Origin of the sequence: Streptomyces lichenis (genome assembly GCF_023218175.1) — a bacterium.
GTDB classification, from domain to species: Bacteria; Actinomycetota; Actinomycetes; order Streptomycetales; family Streptomycetaceae; genus Streptomyces; species Streptomyces lichenis.
Genome location: NZ_JALPTH010000028.1, coordinates 71,499 through 88,882, shown reverse-complemented (window position 1 = coordinate 88,882; position 17,384 = coordinate 71,499). Strand labels below are relative to the sequence as shown.

The window sequence follows — 17,384 nt, the reverse complement described above, 5'->3', positions numbered from 1 at the left end:
ACTGTGGCGGGAACACGACGAGGGGCCCGTATCCCTCCTCGGATACGAACCCCTCGGCGCGCTTGAGTCCAAGCGCCTTCAGTCCAAGGTCGGACGCGCGGCTCAGCCGGCGGCGAGCTTGACCATGTCCGCCTGCGGACCCTTCTGGCCCTGCGAGATCTCGAACTCGACCCGCTGACCTTCTTCAAGGGTGCGGTAACCGTCCATCTGGATCGCGCTGTAGTGGACGAATACATCCGCACCACCGTCGACCGCGATGAAGCCGTAGCCCTTCTCCGCGTTGAACCACTTGACGGTGCCCTGAGCCATGCCTAACTCCCCTATTACTGGCCCTTGCACAGGACCGCACTTCGCGGACCCGGGTCAGACCTCGCCCCCTGACAGGTGCCCCCCGCCGGGCGGCGCGGGGGCCGAGGGCGTGCGCCGGAACGCGTCGACCGCCGCTGAATGTATCTGCCCAACTGCCGTCTGCAACAGGTCAATCGGACGAGAATTCCCGGCGCGCGTCATCGGAAACGGCGGGCTCAACACACCGAATCCGGGGCAACTCGGGCCGGACAAACCCTCACATCAGGGGCATCTCGCGGCCGCACATTGCCCGCATCTTGTCGCCGCGGAGCCGGCCCTGAGGGCGGCGCTCCCGGGCGGCGGCGCGGGGTACCCCAACTCTACCGCGCTCAACCATGCGAGATTGCCCCCTCCGTCAAAAGGCACGGAGGGGGCGGAAATGGTACGGACCATTCCGGTGGCCGATAACCGATGGCCGACGGCGGCGTCAGCCGCCGGCGACGGCGGGGATGATCGAGACGCCGGCGCCTTCCGGGGTGGCCGTGGCGAGGCCGTTCTCGAAGCGGACGTCGTCGTCGTTGACGTACACGTTGACGAAGCGGCGCAGCTTGCCCTGGTCGTCCAGGACGCGGGCGGCGATGCCCGGGTGGGCCTTCTCCAGGGACTCGATGACCTCGGAGAGGGTGGCGCCCTCGGCGGTGACCTCGGCCTGGCCGCCGGTGTAGGTGCGCAGGATGGTGGGGATGCGGACGTTGACGCTCATGGGGGCGGTTCCTCTCGCGAACACGCGTGAAGCGAAGGCTCGGTCAGTGGTCGTCGGTGGCCAGGCCGGCCGCGCGGAAGGCGTCCAGGCTCGGGCGAATGGTGGCGGTGGGCCCGGTGGTGGGGGCGACCGCGTCCAGGGTCTTCAGCCCGTCGCCGGTGTTGAGCACCACGGTGGTGAGGGAGGTGTCCAGGACGCCGGCCTCGATGAGCTTCCTCGTCACGCCGACGGTGACCCCGCCGGCCGTCTCGGCGAAGATGCCCTCGGTGCGGGCGAGGAGCTTGATGGCGTCGACCACCTGCTCGTCGGTGACGTCCTCCACCGCGCCGCCGGTGCGGCGGGCGATGTCCAGGACGTACGGGCCGTCGGCCGGGTTGCCGATGGCGAGCGACTTGGCGATGGTCTTCGGCTTCTGCGGGCGGACCACGTCGTGGCCGGCCTTGAAGGCGGTGGAGACCGGGGAGCAGCCCTCGGCCTGGGCGCCGAAGATCTTGTACGGCCGGTCCTCGACCAGGCCCAGCTTGATCAGCTCCTGCAGCCCCTTGTCGATCTTGGTGAGCTGGGAGCCGGAGGCGATCGGGACCACGATCTGGTCCGGCAGCTTCCAGCCGAGCTGCTCGCAGATCTCGTACGCGAGGGTCTTGGAGCCCTCGGCGTAGTACGGGCGGAGGTTGACGTTGACGAAGCCCCAGCCCTCGCCGAGCGGGTCGCCGATGAGCTCCGAGCAGAAGCGGTTGACGTCGTCGTAGTTGCCCTCGATGCCGACCAGCTCGCCCCCGTAGACGGCGGCCATGACGACCTTGCCCTGCTCCAGGTCGTGCGGGATGAACACGCAGGAGCGGAAGCCGGCGCGGGCGGCGGCGGCGCCCACGGCGCCGGCCAGGTTGCCGGTGGAGGAGCAGGACAGGGTGGTGAAGCCGAAGGCGCGGGCGGCCTCCAGGGCCTGGGCGACGACCCGGTCCTTGAAGGAGTGGGTGGGGTTGCCGGAGTCGTCCTTGACGAACAGCCTGCCCGGCTCGACGCCCAGCTCGCGGGCGAGGTTGTCGGCCTGGACGAGCTTGGTCCAGCCCGGGGCGAGGTTGGGGCGCTCGGCGACGTCGGCGGGGACGGGCAGCAGCGGGGCGTACCGCCAGATGCTGGTGGGACCGGCCTCGATGCGGGCGCGCAGCGCCTCCGGGTCGCCGGTGGGCAGGTCGTAGGCGATCTCCAGGGGGCCGAAGCACAGCTCGCAGGCGAAGATCGGGCCGAGCGCGAACCGCTCGCCGCATTCGCGACAGGAGAGGGCGGCGGCGGGACCCAGGTCCACGACATCGGAGGTCGTGGTGGCGGGGGCGGTGGCGACGGTCTGTGCAGCCATGAGTGGCGAGGCCCTTTCTCCTCATCTTCCCCACGACGCGTTTCGCCGTGAGACGGAATTGGCACCTTCCCGAGCCGGGGCCTCGCGGTGCGGTGTGCGAGTGCCGGCTGGAGGGTTGCCGGGGCTTCAACGGGCCGTGTCCCTCTGCCCCTCTGGATGAGCGGTATGCGGTTGTGGACCGGTCGTGGAGACCCGCGGTCCGGCGCGGTGTCGCGACCCCGACATGCGGGGCCGGTACGCGTTGTTCAAGACTGTAACCGAACCCCTCGGGGGGTCGAGATGGTCGTCCGATACGCGAGATGGAGATCACGTGCTGGAAGAGGTGGAGCGCTGGCTGGCCCGGCGGTCCTGGTCCGCGGCCGACCGTTCGCTCGACCGGCTGCTGGACGCCAAGCGCGGGACGAGCGTGAGCGTGGTGCTGCCGGCGCTGGACGAGGAGGCCACGGTCGGGGAGATCGTCTCGGTGATCCGGCGTGAGCTGATGGCCCCGGGGGCCGCGCTGGTGGACGAGCTGGTGGTGCTGGACTCCGGTTCCACCGACCGTACGGCCGAGGTGGCCGCGGCGGCGGGGGCGCGGGTGGTGGCGCGGGACGCGGTGCTGCCCCGGATACCCGCGGTGCCGGGCAAGGGCGAGGTGCTGTGGCGGTCGCTGCTGGCGACCGGCGGGGACGTGGTCTGCTTCGTGGACGCGGATCTGCGGGACTTCTCGGCGGACTTCGTGTCGGGGATCGTGGGCCCGCTGCTGACCGAGCCGGACGTGGACTTCGTCAAGGCGGTGTACGACCGGCCGCTGGCGGACGCGCCCGGGCGGGGCGGGCGGGTGACGGAGCTGGTGGCGCGGCCGCTGCTCAACCTGCACTGGCCGCTGCTGGCCGGATTCGTGCAGCCGCTGGGCGGGGAGTACGCGGCCCGGCGCTCGCTGCTGGAGCGGCTGCCGTTCCCGGTCGGGTACGGGGTGGAGCTCGGGCTGCTGGTGGACGCGCTGCACACGGTGGGCCTGGACGCGCTGGCGCAGGTGGACGTGGGGGTGCGCAAGCACCGGCACCAGGACGAGCGGGCGCTGGGGCGGATGGCGGCGGCCATCTACCGTACGGCGCAGGTACGGCTCTCCCGGGCCCATCTGGTACGGCCCCGGCTCACCCAGTTCGAGCGGGGCGAGCGCGGCTTCGAGGCGCGGACGCACCAGGTGGACGTGCAGGAGCGGCCGCCGATGGTCGAGGTGGCGGAGTACACGGCACGGCGCCGGGTGGCCTGAGGACCCGCGTACGGGACCTGGGGACCCGCGTACGGGAAGAGCTGTACCGGGGACCCGAGGGGCCGCCCTCCCGGGTGCCGGTGACCGTGGCCGAAAGACGCCGCCACCAGCAGTCGACCACCGGCCGGCCACTGACCGACCACCCGATCACCGCACGTTTGAGCGTTTCCGGTACGGGCTAGGTTCGTGACCATGGCAGCCCAGATTCTCGTCGCCTCCAACCGCGGTCCGGTCAGCTACGTCCCCCGGGACGACGGCACCCTCGACGCCCGGCGGGGCGGTGGCGGGCTGGTGTCGGGGCTCTCCGCGATCGGCCCGGACGCGGGGGCGCTGTGGGTCTGCTCGGCGCTGAGCGAGGGCGACCGGGAGGCGGTACGGCGCGGGGTGTCCGAGCCCGGCGTGAAGATGCTGGACATCGACGCGGCCGTGCACGGCGACGCGTACAACGGCATCGCCAACTCGGTGCTGTGGTTCGTCCACCACATGCTCTACCAGACGCCGCTGGAGCCGGTGTTCGACGCGGAGTTCCGCCGGCAGTGGACCGCGTACCGCCTCTACAACCGCGCCTTCGCCCAGGCGCTGGCGGAGGAGGCGGCCGACGGGGCGGCGGTGGTGGTGCAGGACTACCACCTGACCCTGGTGCCGGGGATGCTGCGCGAGCTGCGCCCGGACCTGAGGATCGGGCACTTCTCGCACACCCCCTGGGCGCCGTCGCAGTACTTCCGGATGCTCCCCGACGAGATCGCCGAGGAACTGCTGCTCGGCATGCTGGGCGCGGACCGGCTGGGCTTCCTCACCCGGCGGTGGATGTCCGCGTTCATGGAGTGCTGCGGCACCTCGCTGGGCGTGATGGGCTCCTGGCCCAAGGACTCCTCGCCGCACATCGACCACCTGTCGCAGGTCACCGGGCAGGCCCGGCGCACCCTGCTCGGGGTGCACGGCCTCGGCGCCGACGCCGAGTTCCTGCGGGAGCGCGCGCACCGGGCCGACGTGGACGAGCGGATGGCGGCGCTGCGGGAGCAGATCGGCGACCGGAAGACGATCGTCCGGGTGGACCGCACCGAGCTGTCCAAGAACATCGTGCGCGGGCTGCTGGCGTACCGGGCGCTGCTCGCCGAGCATCCCGAGTGGCGGGGCGAGGTGGTCCACCTGGCCTTCGCCTACCCCTCCCGCCAGGACCTGTCCGTCTACCGCGACTACACGGCCGAGGTCGCCCGGCTCACCGACGAGATCAACGCCGAGTACGGCCGGGACGGCTGGACGCCGGTGGTGCTGCACGTCGAGGACGACTTCGCCCGCTCCCTGGCCGCCTACCGGCTGGCGGACGTGGCCCTGGTCAACCCCATCCGGGACGGGATGAACCTGGTCGCCAAGGAGGTCCCGGTGGTCTCCGACGCGGGCTGCGCCCTGGTCCTCTCCCGCGAGGCCGGCGCCCACGAGGAGCTCGGCGAGCACGCGATCACGGTCAACCCCTACGACGTCTCCGGCACCGCCGCCGCGCTGCACGAGGCCCTCTCCATGGACCCGACCGAGCGCGCCGAGCGTTCCAAGCACCTCGCCTCCGCCGCGACGGCCCTCCCGCCGGAGCGGTGGTTCCTGGACCAGCTGACGGCGCTGCGGGAGCTGTAGGCGCCCTTTCACACAGACGAGGCCGCCGCCTTCCTTCTCCGGAATCCGGAAGGGGGCGGCGGCCTTCGATGTGTGTGCGGCCGGGTGCTGCTCAGGCGGTGGGGGCGGTGGCCTCGGCGAGGGCGGCGAGGAGAGCGACGACGGCGGGAGGGCCGGGGATGGTGAGGTCGGCGCGGGTGGCGACCTCGGGGACCTCGTCACTGCCGCTGCAGACGAGGAGGCCGGGCATGCCGTCGGAGCGCAGCTTGTCGACGGCGGCGAAGGCGGGCAGGTCGCCGAGGTCGTCGCCGGCGTAGAGGACGGCGGTGGCGCCGGTGTCGCGGAGGTGCTCGGCGAGGGCGACGCCCTTGTCCATGCCCGGGGGGCGGAGCTCCAGGACCAGGCGGCCGGGTTCGAGGATCAGGCCGTGGCGGGCGGCGAGGCCGGCCAGCGGGGTGTGCAGGGCGTCGAAGGCGGCGTGCGGGTCGTCGGCGCGGCGGGTGTGCACGGCCAGCGCGCGGCCCTTGTCCTCGACCCAGGTGCCGGGGCGGGCGCCGGTCTCGCGGAGGAAGTCGGGCAGTTCGGCGCGGACGGCGGTGACGCCGGGGTGCTCGGGGGCGGCGGTGACCTCGCCGGTGGCGGCGTCCCAGCGCTCGGCGCCGTAGTGGCCGAGGACGACCAGGTGCTCCAGGCCGCTGACCCCGGCGAAGCCGCCGTACTCCACGGCCGTGGCGGCCGGGCGGCCGGTGATGACGGCGACGGAGGCGACCCGCGGGGCGAGCGCGGCGATGGCGGCGACCGCGCCGGGGTGGGCGCGGGACCGCTCGGGGTCGTCGGTGATCTCGGCGAGGGTGCCGTCGAAGTCCAGGGCGACGACCGCCCGGCCGGGGTGCGCCAGCAGCGCCGCGAGCCCCTCCCGGCCGGCAGCGGTGGCGGGCTCGGGCAGGGCGCGGTCGGGGACGGCGGGGGGCGGTGGGGTGGCCATGGTGGGGAACCTATCCCCGGTGCGGGGCGGGCACACCTGGGCCGGGGGGCCTCGGCCGCCGTGGGGGGACAAGCGGCCCACGGGACGGGTGGCGGGCCCGGGCGGGCTGCTGGTGCCGGGGACGCGGCGGGGGCTCGGGCCGGCGGGGGTGGGCACACCTGGCCCGGGCGCCGGGGGCACAGGTGGGCCGGGCGCTGGGGGACGCGGGCTTTGGGTGCCGGGGGTGGGCGCATGTGGGCTGGGCGCCGGGGGCGGAGACGGCCGGCGGGACTGCCCCACAGGCCGGGCGCCGGGGGCACAGGTGGGCCGGGCGCCGGGGGCGGGACTTGGTCGCCGGGGGCACACGTGGGCCGGGCGCTGGGGGGCACACCCGGCGCCGTACGCCAGGCTGGTCAGCGGTGGGACTCGCGGGTGGTGCGGAGGCGGCGGAGGCGGTTGACGGTGACGGGGTCGTGGGCGAGCGCGGCGGGGTCGTCCAGGAGGGCGTTGAGCAGTTGGTAGTAGCGGGTGGGCGAGAGGGCGAGCCGCTCGCGGATGGCGCGCTCCTTGGCGCCCGGGCCGGGCCAGGAGAGCCGCTCCATGGCGAGCAGGGCGCGGTCCCGGTCGCTGAGCCGCCGGGGCTCCGGGGACGGCGGGGTGGCGGGGGCGGTCATACGGCCAGGGTAGTGACCGCCTCCGACAGTCCCGGTCCCGTCGCTACTCGGCGGCCTCGGCGTCCGCGGCCTCCTTGGCTATGCCGTTGAGGACGGCCTCCGGGTCGCCGTCCGGGGTGACGGCCTTGCCGATGTTGGCCTTGACGCTCTTGCTGACCCGCGCCCAGGAGGTCTTGCCGACCGGGTAGAGCTCGGAGTTGTCCAGCTCCCGCAGGAAGGGGCGGAGCTTCTTGTGCTTGGAGTCGCCCTCCATCGCGGTGCTGGCGGTGACCGTGACCGGCAGGATGTCGTACGCGTCGGAGAAGTCGAGGACGTTCTGGTCCTCGTAGACGAACTTCAGGAACTCGCCGATCTCCTCGCGGTGGCCGTTCTGCTTGAACGCCATCATCCAGTCGGCGACGCCCATGGAGGGGGTGGCCTCGCCGTCGGGGCTGGGCAGCGGGACCATGCCGAACTTCACACCGGCCTTCTCGGCGGCCTCCATCAGGGTGGGGTGGCCGTTGAGCATGCCGACCTCTCCCTTGGTGAACGCGTCGAACGCCGCCTGCCGGTCGAGCTGGCCGGGATCGATGGGCCCGGTCAGGCCGGGGGTGACCAGCTTGTCCTTGAGCCAGGTGAAGGTCTGGATGTTGGCGGCGGAGTTGATGTCGTAGCCGGTGTTGACGGCGTCCTGGTAGCCGCCGCCCCCGCTGAGCATCCACATCATCGTCTCGGCCTGCGACTCCTCGGTGCCGAGCGGCAGGGCGAAGGGGTACTTCACGCCCTGCGCCTTGAGCTTGGCGGCCGCGGTGACGATGCCCTGCCAGGTCTTCGGCGGCTCCAGGCCGGCCTTCTCGAACAGCTCCTCGTTGAAGAAGAGCAGCCGGGTGCTGGCGGCGAAGGGCATCCCGTACTGGACCCGGTCCACCTCGCCGGCCTGGTTGAGCCGCTGGAGGAAGTTGGCCTGGGTGGGGATGGGCAGCAGCTCGCTGGTCGGGTAGAGCTTGTCCTCGGCGGCGAAGTCCGCGTAGGCGCCGATCTGCGCCAGGTCGGGGGCCTCGTCCTTGGCGACCATCTCGGCGACGTCCCGGTCGACGTCCTTCCAGGACCGTACGTCCACCTCGACCGCGATGTCGGGGTGCTTCTTCCGGAACGCCGCGACCAGCTCGTCCCAGTACTTCTGGGAGGTGTTGGACGCGTTGCTGCCGTAGTCCGCCGCCACCAGCTTCAGCGTGACCTCGCCGGAGCCGGTCCCGGCGCCGCACCCGGAGAGGGTCGCGGCCAGGCTGAGCGCGGCGACCGCCGCGAGGGTTCCGTAGTAGCGGCGCTGCACGCTCGTCCCATCGTTGTTGCTGCTGTCACACCGGCACGACCACCGGTGTGACTGTCATCCCGGCTCGGCTCGGCTGGTCTGGCATCGTCTCCCACGCGCGAGCGCGAGGTCTACACCAGTCGGGTATCGCTTCCGCAACTCTAGCCCCGGGCGCCTCCCGTCCCGCGGGCGGGCGAGCTCCGTGCCCCGCCATTTGTATGGGCTGACAACAATCGGCGTAAGTGGACTAGACCTTTCTCGGGTGACCGGGGGACACTGTCCCCGTGAGACACGTCATCGCCCTCGATGTGGGCGGCACCGGGATGAAGGCCGCCCTGGTCGGAGCCGACGGGACCCTGCTGTACGAGGCCCGCCGCGCCACCGGGCGGGAGCGCGGGGCGGACGCCGTCGTGGAGACCATCCTCGGCTTCGCCGCCGAGCTGTACGCGTACGGGCGCGAGGAGTACGGCGCCGGGGCGGTCGCGGCCGGGGTCGCGGTGCCGGGGATCGTGGACCCGGACACCGGCACGGCCGTCTACGCGGCCAACCTGGGCTGGCGCGACGTACCGCTGCGGGCGCTGCTCTCCGAGCGGCTCGGCGGGCTGCCGGTGGCGCTCGGGCACGACGTACGGGCCGGCGGGCTGGCCGAGGGCCGGGCCGGGGCCGGGCGGGGGGCGGACCGGTTCCTGTTCGTCCCGCTGGGCACCGGGATCGCCGGGGCCATCGGCATCGCCGGCGCCATCGAGGCCGGGGCGCACGGGTACGCGGGCGAGATCGGGCACATCGTGGTCCGCCCGGGCGGCCCGGAGTGCGGCTGCGGGCAGCGCGGCTGCCTGGAGACGCTGGCCTCGGCGGGCGCGGTCAGCCGGGCCTGGGCGGCCGCGAGCGGCGACCCGGAGGCGGACGCGGCGGACTGCGCCAAGGCCGTGGAGTCCGGAGATCCGGCCGCCGAGCGGGTGTGGCGGGAGGCCGTGGGGGCACTCGCCGACGGACTGGTGACCGCCCTCACCCTGCTGGACCCGCGCGTCCTGATCATCGGCGGCGGCCTGGCGGAGGCCGGGGACACGCTGTTCACCCCCCTGCGGGCGGCCGTCGAGGAGCGGGTGACGTTCCAGCGCCTGCCCGCCATCGTGCCGGCGGCCCTCGGGGACACCGCCGGATGCCTGGGCGCGGGCCTCCTCGCCTGGGACCTGCTCTCCCGTCCGCTCGCCAGTCCTTCCGCCACTTCGGAGGTGTCCGCCTGATGGCCGATCACACAGTTCTCACCGGCGCCCGTGTGGTGCTGCCGGGCGGGACCGTCGAGAACGGGCGGGTGGTCGTCGAGGGCTCCCGGATCGCCGAGCACGCCCCGGCGGGCGCGCCCGCGTACGACCTGGCCGGGCACTGGATCGTCCCCGGCTTCGTGGACCTGCACAACCACGGCGGCGGCGGGGCGTCCTTCACCTCCGGCACGTTGGAGGAGGTCCTGAAGGGCGTCGAGACCCACCGCCGGCACGGCACCACCACGCTGGTCGCCTCCACCGTCACCGGGGAGCTGGACTTCCTCGCCCACCGGGCCGGGGAGCTGGCCGAGCTGGCCGAGCAGGGCGACCTGGCGGGGGTGCACTTCGAGGGGCCGTTCATCTCGCCCTGCCGCAAGGGCGCGCACAGCGAGCAGCTGCTGCGCTACCCGGACCCGGCGGAGGTCCGCAAGCTGGTGGACGCGGCCCGCGGCCACGCCCGGATGGTCACCCTGGCCACGGAGCTGCCCGGCGGCCTCGACTCGGTGCGGATGCTGGCCGAGCAGGGCGTGATCGCCGCGGTGGGGCACACCGACGCGACCTACGAGCAGACGAGGGAGGCCATCGACGCGGGCGCGACGGTCGCCACCCACCTCTTCAACGCCATGCCCCCGCTCGGGCACCGCGCGCCCGGGCCGATCGCGGCGCTGCTGGAGGACGAGCGGGTCACCGTCGAGCTGATCAACGACGGGGTGCATCTGCATCCGGCGGCGCTGGAGCTGGCCTTCCACCGGGCGGGCGCGGGGCGCGTCGCCTTCATCACCGACGCGATGGACGCGGCCGGCTTCGGCGACGGGCTCTACCGGCTGGGCCCGCTGGAGGTCGAGGTACGCGACGGGGTCGCCCGGCTCGCCGAGGGCGGCTCGATCGCCGGGTCCACCCTCACCCTGGACGCCGCCTTCCGCCGCGCGGTCACCGTGGACGGCCTCCCGGTGGAGGACGTGGTCCGCGCGGTCTCCACCAACCCGGCCCGGCTGCTGGGCCTGGACGACCGCATCGGCTCCCTGGAACCCGGCAAGGACGCCGACCTGGTGGTCCTGGACGCGGACTTCGCCCTGGTGGCTGTCATGCGCCAGGGCCAGTGGGTCGTCGCCCCCCCGCGCGGCGCCACGGCCCCGGAGCCCCGACGGGAAGCGGCCGCGGGGGTCTGAGGGCGGCTGGGGGGTACGGGGGCACGCTGGACGCTACGGGGGCGCGCCGGGCCCGGTGGGCACGGCCTGCCCCGCAACGCGTTAGCGGCGCCCCGGCAGCGCGGCGGTCGGTTCTGGACGGCGGCGCCGGTGGCACGGGGCGGGTGCCCGGCCCCGTAGCGACGCATCCGGTTCCGAGGGGCCGTACGCGCGCGGGGCCGAGGAGGCGGCACGGGCCGGGGCGGCGGCCGAGGCGCTGTACGCGCGGGGGGCGCGGCCGCGCGGGCCCGCCTCCTCACGCGGCCCCTGCGGCCTTCCGCGGCGCCCGCGGGGCCGGTGGATCGTCACGGGCGGCGGTGGTGGGGTGGGCCAACCGGCTCCGGTTTGGCATGATCAGAACCCGATACGAAAAGCCAGCGCGCACGTCTCGGGTCGTCGCGCACGTCTCGGGGGTGCACCGGTGATCCTCACGGTCACGCTCAACACCGCGCTCGACGTCACCTACACCGTGGACGCCCTCGTGCCGCACGGCTCGCACCGGGTGCGGGGTGTCGCCGAGCGGCCCGGTGGCAAGGGCGTCAACGTGGCCAGGGTGCTCGCGGCGCTGGGTCACGAGGCCGTGGTCACCGGTTTCGCGGGCGGGCCCACCGGTGAGGCGCTGCGCCGGCTGCTGGCGCCGCTGCCGGTGCGCGACGCGCTCGTCCCGGCCGAGGGCACCACCCGGCGCACGGTCGCCGTGGTCGACTCGGCGAGCGGGGACACCACGCAGTTCAACGAGCCCGGGCCGCAGGTGTCCGCGGGCGAGTGGGCGGCGCTGCTCAGCGCGTACGAGGAGCTGCTGGCCGGCGCCGAGGCGGTGGCGCTGTGCGGCAGCCTGCCGCCGGGCATCCATGTGGGGGCGTACGCGGACCTGGTGCGGCGCGCCCGCGCGGCCGGCGTCCCGGTGCTGCTGGACACCAGCGGCGAACCCCTGCGCCGGGGCCTCGCCGCCCGCCCCGACCTGGTCAAGCCCAACGCGGACGAGCTGGCCGCGCTCACTGGCTCCCGCGAGCCGCTGCGCGCCGCCCGGGACGCCCGCCGCAGGGGCGCCCGCGCGGTGGTCGCCTCGCTCGGCCCGGACGGGCTGCTGGCCCTCACCCCGGAGGGCATCTGGCGGGCAACTCCGCCCCAGGCGGTGCGCGGCAACCCCACCGGGGCGGGCGACTCCGCGGTGGCCGGGCTGCTGTCCGCCCTGGTTGAGGGGCTTCCCTGGCCGGACCGGCTGGCCCGCGCGGTCGCCCTCTCCGCCGCCACTGTGCTGGCCCCCGCGGCCGGCGAGTTCGACCGGGCCGCCTACGGGGAGCTGCTGGAGCGGGTCACCGTGGCGGAGGACACCGCGGCGGCCTGAGCCGGCCGCCGGGAGAGAAAGGGGCCGCTACTCGACGCGGCCCTCCACCAGCCAGACCTGGTCCATGTACGCGTCGCAGGTGTCGCCCTGCTCGCAGGACATCTTGAGGGTGTTGTCACCCTTCTTGAGGTTCACGTACGAGTAGGTGCGGGTCCAGCCCTTCTCCCAGTCGCCTTCCTTGGCGTGGGCGAAGTTCTTCATGTTGATGCCGCGGGGCTGCTCGCCGTTGACGGTCAGCGAGGTCTTGGCGTCCTTGCCGGGCACCGAGTAGGTGATGTACAGGGTGTACTCGCCGTCCTCGGGGACCTTCGCCGACCAGCTGGCCGAGCCGCCGGTGCCGTTGAACATCACATAGGCGCCGTTGACGCCCTGGGCGCCCGGGGTGTCGGTGCCCAGCTGGGCCGGGGCGCCGAGTTGGAGGGTGGCGGCGTCCTGCTTGGGGAGTTCGGCGGGTTCCTCGGCCTTGGAGCCGGAGGGGGAGGGCTCGGCGGTGGGGGACGTGTCGCCGGGCTTCTCGGGGGCGGTGGAGGGCTGGGCGGCCTGCTCGCCGGCCTTGTCCTTGTCCGAGCCGTTGGTGAGCAGGGCGACCGTGATTCCGGCCACCACGACCAGGACGACCGCGATCGCGCCGATCAGCAGGCCCTTGGTGTTGGGGCCGCGCCGGCCGCCGCGCCCGGGCGGGGGGCCCTGGGGGGCGGGGCGGTTCGGGGGGCCGCCGGGGTAGGTCTCGGGGGCCGCGTACTGCGGGTGCGGCTGGCCGTAGGGCTGCTGCGGGGGGAGGGGCTGGGCGGCGGGGGCCTGCCCGTAGCCGGGCTGCTGGCCGTACGCGGCCTGGCCGGCGGCCGGGGGCGGGTAGCCGTAGCCTCCGCGGGCCTGGCCGGACTGCGCCGCGGGGTAGCCGTACTGGCGCTCGCCGACCGCCCTGACCTGGTTGTACGAGGTCCGGGGCCGACCGGGCTGGGCGGTGGGACCGGGGTAGCCGTAGCCGCCCTGGCCCGGTGGCTGCGCGCCCGCGGCCTGCCCGTCGGCGTAGAGGTAGCCGAACGGATCGTCGTCCTCCGGCGTACTCGCGCCCTGGGGCCCGCCGTGGGGTGCGCCGTTGTCACCGGCAGCCATCCCTGGTCACTCCTCACCCTGATCGACAACCCTCACCGAGCGACCGAGCCTACCTCGTATGGGCTAGCCCGTTCTCTGCTCAGAGAGGGGGTGGGAGGCGGACGGGGGCTAGCCGGCGCGGCGGTGGATCTTGGAGCGGGAGCGCTTCTCGACGTACATCCGCTGATCAGCGGAGTTCAGCACCTCCTCGACGGTCATCCCGCACTCCGCCCAGCCGATGCCGAAACTGGCCCCCACCCGGACCGCCCGGCCGTCCACCCGGATCGGCGGGATGATCGAGTTGCGCAGCCGGACGGCGAGGTCGGAGGCGTCCGCGGCGCCGAGGCCGTCGGCGAGCACCACGAACTCGTCGCCGCCGAGCCGGGCCACCGTGTCGCCGTCCCGGACGCCCGCGCTCAGCCGGCGGGCCACCTCCACCAGCACCGCGTCCCCGGTGTGGTGGCCGAACCGGTCGTTGATCGACTTGAAGCCGTCCAGGTCGCAGAAGAGCACCGCGAGCCCCTTGGTCCCGTCGTCCACCTCGTCGTCCGGGGCGACGGAGTGCACATGGTGGTCGTACGGGCCGGCCGCCCCGGCGAAGTCGAAGCCGTCCCCGGCGCGGTAGGCGTGCTCGCCCGGGGCCCCGTACTCCGGGCCGTGGTCGCCGTGTTCCGGGGCGTACGGCTCGCCGTACCGCTCGCCGTACTCCTGCCCGTAGCCGCCGGCCTCCGCGCTGTCGTAGGCGTCCTGCCCGGCGCCCTCCGGGTAGCCGGGCTGGTAGCCGGCGCCGGCCGGGGGGCCGGGGTAGGCGGCGGTGCGCAGGGCGCCGGGGCGGGCGCAGAGCCGGGCGCTCAGCCGGGAGCGCAGCTCGGCGCTGTTGGGCAGGCCGGTGAGCGCGTCATGGGAGGCGCGGTGGGCGAGCTGGAGCTCGTGCCGCTTGCGCTCCTCGATGTCCTCGACATGGGTGAGCAGGAAGCGGGGGCCGTCGGCGGTGTCGGCGACCACCGAGTTGCGCAGCGACACCCAGACGTAGGAGCCGTCCCGGCGGGCCAGCCGCAGCTCGGCGCGACCGCCCTCGGGCGAGGTGCGCAGCAGGGTGCCGATGTCCTCGGGGTGGACCAGGTCGGCGAAGGAGTAGCGCCGCATCACCGAGGAGGGCCGGCCCAGCAGCCGGCAGAGCGCGTCGTTGGCCCGCAGCAGCCGGCCGTGCTGGTCGCCGCCGAGCTCGGCGATGGCCATGCCGGAGGGCGCGTACTCGAAGGCCTGGCGGAAGGACTCCTCGCTGGCCCGCAGCGCCTGCTGCTCGCGCTCCAGCCGGACCAGGGCGCGCTGCATGTTGGAGCGGAGGCGGGCGTTGCTGATCGCTATGGCCGACTGGGAGGCGTACATCTGGAGCGCCTCCTGCCCCCAGGGCCCGGGGTGGCGGCCGTTGCGGGGGCGGTCGACGGATATCACCCCGAGCAGTTCGCGGCCGCTGCCCGGTACGGGTCCCTCCGGGCGGGGGGAGCCGAGCCTGGGGGAGTACATCGGGGCGTAGAGGCGGTCGTGCGGGTGCCACTCGTCGGCGAAGCGGGGTTCGGGGCCGTCGGTGTGCCACTGCGGCACGTCGTCGTCCATCAGGACCCAGCCCTCGGTGTGCGGTATGAACCGCAGCTCGCCCCAGGCCTCCCCCATGCTCAGGCGGCGCTCCCAGGAGAGGCGGGAGCCGACCCGGCCGGTGATCAGCGCCTCGGCGGCGGGGCTGCCGGCGAACGCGGCGACGACCAGGTCACCGTCGGGGCGGACGAGGTTGACGCAGGCGAGTTCGTAGCCGAGTCCGGCGAGGATGCCGTCGGCCACGGTCTGGAGCGTGTCGGCGAGGCTCCGGGCCGTGTTGAGGTTGGCGACGACCTGATGCAGCTGCCGCAGGGTGGCCAGGCGGACGTACGGCTCCGACTCGGTCTCCATTGTTCGCTCTCCCCGAGACCTCGACAGCAACTCCAGTGTTCTCATCGGCGATCGTGTTGCACGGTCTCCGCCACTGAATCACAGCGCGCTTCGCACCCGGTACACAGGGTCAACAAAATGTGCCTTCTGTGACTCAAGTCACAGGATGATCACATGAGATGGGTCACGATGCCATGGGTCGGGGAGAACGCATGGGGGCGGGGTGGCAGCGGGCGTCGCGTTCCGCCCGTGCCGGGTCGGCCTCGGCGGCGGTCGCGGGCGTCGCGTTCCGCCCGCGCTGAATCGGTCGCGGGCCGGGGCCGAGCCCGGACGACCCGCGGGGCGTATCCGTGGTGGAGGACATCAGTCGCCCGGTGCGGTGCGGTGGAGGACATCAGCCGTAACGCAACGGAGCGGTTGTCTCACCCGTATGTGACATCCGAGCAACGTCCCGGTAACGCCGCGGGCCCAGCCTCTGGTCCATGGGCATTTCGGGCACCTCCGCTGACCTCACCCCGACCGACGGCCCGCTGACCGGCTTCACCGTCGGGGTGACCGCCGCGCGCCGGCGCGAGGAGCTGGTGGCGCTGCTGACCCGCTGCGGGGCCCGGGTGGTCAAGGCCCCGGCGCTGCGCATCCTGCCGCTGGAGGACGACGGGGCGCTGCGCCGGGCGACCGAGCGGTGCCTGAGCGCGCCGCTCGACTATGTGGTGGCGACCACCGGGGTGGGCTGGCGCGGCTGGATGAGCGCGGCCGAGGGCTGGGGCCACGGCGCCGCGCTGGCCGCCGCCTGCCGGGGTGCCGCCGTGCTGTCCCGCGGCCGCAAGGCGACCGGCGCGGTGCGGGCGAGCGGGCTGGACGAGACGTACGCGCCCGAAAGCGAGGCCACCGGCGAACTGCTGACCTGGCTGCTGGCCCGCCCGCTGGCCGGCCGCCGGATCGCGGTGCAGGAACACGGCCTGCCGCTCACCGCGTTCACCGCGGCGCTACGGGAACGGGGCGCCGAGGTCGTCCCGGTGCCGGTCTACCGGTGGGCGCCGCCGGAGGACCCGGGGCCGGTGCGCCGGCTGGTCGAGCAGACCGTACGCCGCGAGGTGCACGCGCTCACCTTCACCAGCGCGCCCGCCGTCACCGCCCTGCTGGAGATCGCGGCCGCCGACGGGCTGCGGGAGCGGCTGCTGGAGGCGATGGCCGCCGATGTGCTGCCGGTCTGCGTCGGCCCCGTCTGCGCCCGGCCGCTGCTGGACGCCGGACTGCCGGCCGTCTGGCCCGGCCGGGGCCGGCTCGGCGCGCTGGTGCGCACCCTCACCGAGACCCTGCCCGCCCACGGCCGCCGCACCCTGGACCTGGGCGACCGCACACTCGTCCTCCAGGGCAACGCGCTGCTGGCCGACGGCACCAGCCACTGGCTCTCCCCGAAGGGCGCGGCCCTGCTGCGGGCGCTGGCCGACAAGCCCGGCTGGGTGCTCAGCCGCGCCGAACTGCTCCGCCGCGCCTGGCCCGACACCCCGGCGGACGAGCACGCCGTGGAGACCGCGATCGCCCGCCTGCGCACCTCCCTGGGCCCGCACGGCAAGCTCATCCGCACCGTCCCCAAACGCGGCTACCGGCTGGCGGTGCCCTGACCCCCAGCCCGCCCCCCTCCCCCGCCCCCGGCACCCCTCTCGCCCCTGCGACCTAGGTCCCGGCTGGTCCTTCGGCCCGATGCGGGCGTTCGGGGCCCCGGTTAGCGTTCCCGGTGTGCTGCCCTCATCGACCACCACCGCGTCCCAGTCCCCCACCGCCGCCGGTGACCCGCGCGGCGGGCATGCTGAGGGGGTGAGCGACGAGGAGTTCCGTGCCGCGATGTCCCGGCTGACCGGCGGAGTGGTGCTGGTGACGGCCCATGACCCGGACGAGGGCCCGAGGGGCGAGGACATCGGGATGACGGCGACGGCCTTCCTGTCGGTGTCCCTGGACCCGCCGCTGGTGCTGGTGAGCCTGCGCAACGGCTCCCGGATGGACGATCTGCTGGCCGAGCAGCCGCTGTGGGGCGTGTCGGTGCTCTCCGAGGCCCAGCGGCAGGTGGCCGGCCGGTTCAGCATGAAGGGCCGGGTCAGCGACCGACTGCTGTTCGCGGACGTCCCGCACGGGCGCGGCCCGGCGAGCGGGGCGCCGCTGCTGGCGGGCTCGCTGGCCACGCTGGAGTGCCGTACCCATGAGCGGGTGGCGGCGGGCGACCACACCCTGGTCATCGGCCGGGTGCTCGCCACCGAGCTGCCTGCCCCGGAGGCCAGGCCGCTGACCTACTTCCGCGGCCGCTACCACCACCTGGGGTAGGCATGGGGACGGGGTGGGGATACGCCGGTCAGCGCCAGTCCACGAGA

Annotated in this window: 15 protein-coding genes and 1 riboswitch; of the genes, 7 read left to right on the top strand and 8 right to left on the bottom strand. The window is 74.2% G+C overall.

Annotated features, from left to right (window positions below; all coding sequences use genetic code 11):
- Nucleotides 1–102 precede the first annotated feature (102 nt).
- From M1O15_RS25035 to thrC, 3 genes are all read right to left on the bottom strand, one after another.
- Nucleotides 103–309, bottom strand: coding sequence for a cold-shock protein (locus M1O15_RS25035; RefSeq protein WP_008743607.1), 207 nt, complete (start codon nucleotides 307–309; stop codon nucleotides 103–105).
- Nucleotides 310–775: 466 nt separating this feature from the next.
- Nucleotides 776–1,051 carry a ubiquitin-like small modifier protein 1 gene (locus M1O15_RS25030; RefSeq protein ID WP_248636414.1) on the bottom strand — a complete coding sequence of 92 codons (276 nt, stop codon included), beginning with the start codon at nucleotides 1,049–1,051 and terminating at the stop codon, nucleotides 776–778.
- 43 nt (nucleotides 1,052–1,094) lie between these two features.
- Nucleotides 1,095–2,408 (bottom strand): threonine synthase, encoded by a 1,314-nt coding sequence (thrC, locus tag M1O15_RS25025; protein WP_248636413.1) that lies wholly within the window; start codon nucleotides 2,406–2,408, stop codon nucleotides 1,095–1,097.
- 18 nt (nucleotides 2,409–2,426) lie between these two features.
- A riboswitch (SAM riboswitch) is annotated at nucleotides 2,427–2,571 on the bottom strand.
- Between the two features lie 147 nt (nucleotides 2,572–2,718).
- Between thrC and M1O15_RS25020 the strand changes: the two genes are divergently transcribed.
- Both M1O15_RS25020 and M1O15_RS25015 read left to right on the top strand, forming a co-directional pair.
- On the top strand, nucleotides 2,719–3,663 hold the full coding sequence (locus M1O15_RS25020) for a glucosyl-3-phosphoglycerate synthase (RefSeq protein WP_248636412.1): 945 nt from the start codon (nucleotides 2,719–2,721) through the stop codon (nucleotides 3,661–3,663).
- 192 nt (nucleotides 3,664–3,855) lie between these two features.
- Nucleotides 3,856–5,292, top strand: a complete 1,437-nt coding sequence (locus M1O15_RS25015) for an alpha,alpha-trehalose-phosphate synthase (UDP-forming) (RefSeq protein WP_248636411.1) — start codon at nucleotides 3,856–3,858, stop codon at nucleotides 5,290–5,292.
- Nucleotides 5,293–5,383: 91 nt separating this feature from the next.
- On the opposite strand, the gene otsB is transcribed toward M1O15_RS25015, so the two are convergent.
- From otsB to M1O15_RS24995, 3 genes are all read right to left on the bottom strand, one after another.
- Nucleotides 5,384–6,256 (bottom strand): trehalose-phosphatase, encoded by an 873-nt coding sequence (otsB, locus tag M1O15_RS25010; protein WP_248636410.1) that lies wholly within the window; start codon nucleotides 6,254–6,256, stop codon nucleotides 5,384–5,386.
- A gap of 392 nt (nucleotides 6,257–6,648) precedes the next feature.
- A complete protein-coding gene (locus M1O15_RS25000) occupies nucleotides 6,649–6,909 on the bottom strand; it encodes a DUF3263 domain-containing protein (RefSeq protein WP_248636409.1) in 261 nt (86 codons plus the stop codon).
- Nucleotides 6,910–6,952: 43 nt separating this feature from the next.
- A complete protein-coding gene (locus tag M1O15_RS24995; protein WP_248636408.1) occupies nucleotides 6,953–8,221 on the bottom strand; it encodes an extracellular solute-binding protein in 1,269 nt (422 codons plus the stop codon).
- A gap of 263 nt (nucleotides 8,222–8,484) precedes the next feature.
- On the opposite strand from M1O15_RS24995, the gene M1O15_RS24990 reads away from it, so the two are divergent.
- From M1O15_RS24990 to M1O15_RS24980, 3 genes are all read left to right on the top strand, one after another.
- Nucleotides 8,485–9,444, top strand: coding sequence for an ROK family protein (locus M1O15_RS24990; RefSeq protein ID WP_248636407.1), 960 nt, complete (start codon nucleotides 8,485–8,487; stop codon nucleotides 9,442–9,444).
- On the top strand, nucleotides 9,444–10,631 hold the full coding sequence (gene nagA, locus M1O15_RS24985) for an N-acetylglucosamine-6-phosphate deacetylase (protein WP_248636406.1): 1,188 nt from the start codon (nucleotides 9,444–9,446) through the stop codon (nucleotides 10,629–10,631). Before M1O15_RS24990 ends, nagA begins: the two co-directional genes overlap by 1 nt.
- Nucleotides 10,632–11,070: 439 nt before the next feature.
- Nucleotides 11,071–11,997, top strand: coding sequence for a 1-phosphofructokinase family hexose kinase (locus M1O15_RS24980; protein WP_248636405.1), 927 nt, complete (start codon nucleotides 11,071–11,073; stop codon nucleotides 11,995–11,997).
- Between the two features lie 27 nt (nucleotides 11,998–12,024).
- On the opposite strand, the gene M1O15_RS24975 is transcribed toward M1O15_RS24980, so the two are convergent.
- Both M1O15_RS24975 and cdgB read right to left on the bottom strand, forming a co-directional pair.
- The gene (locus tag M1O15_RS24975; RefSeq protein ID WP_248636404.1) at nucleotides 12,025–13,113 is read right to left on the bottom strand and encodes a carbohydrate-binding protein; all 1,089 of its coding nucleotides are present in this window, start codon (nucleotides 13,111–13,113) and stop codon (nucleotides 12,025–12,027) included.
- Nucleotides 13,114–13,221: 108 nt separating this feature from the next.
- Nucleotides 13,222–15,039, bottom strand: a complete 1,818-nt coding sequence (cdgB, locus tag M1O15_RS24970; protein ID WP_248636403.1) for a diguanylate cyclase CdgB — start codon at nucleotides 15,037–15,039, stop codon at nucleotides 13,222–13,224.
- Nucleotides 15,040–15,500: 461 nt separating this feature from the next.
- Between cdgB and M1O15_RS24965 the strand changes: the two genes are divergently transcribed.
- Entirely contained in the window at nucleotides 15,501–16,643 is a 1,143-nt protein-coding gene (locus M1O15_RS24965; protein WP_248636402.1) for a uroporphyrinogen-III synthase, read from the top strand.
- A 79-nt stretch (nucleotides 16,644–16,722) separates the two neighbouring features.
- Nucleotides 16,723–17,337, top strand: coding sequence for a flavin reductase family protein (locus M1O15_RS24960; protein ID WP_372499575.1), 615 nt, complete (start codon nucleotides 16,723–16,725; stop codon nucleotides 17,335–17,337).
- The last annotated feature ends 47 nt before the right edge of the window (nucleotides 17,338–17,384 follow it).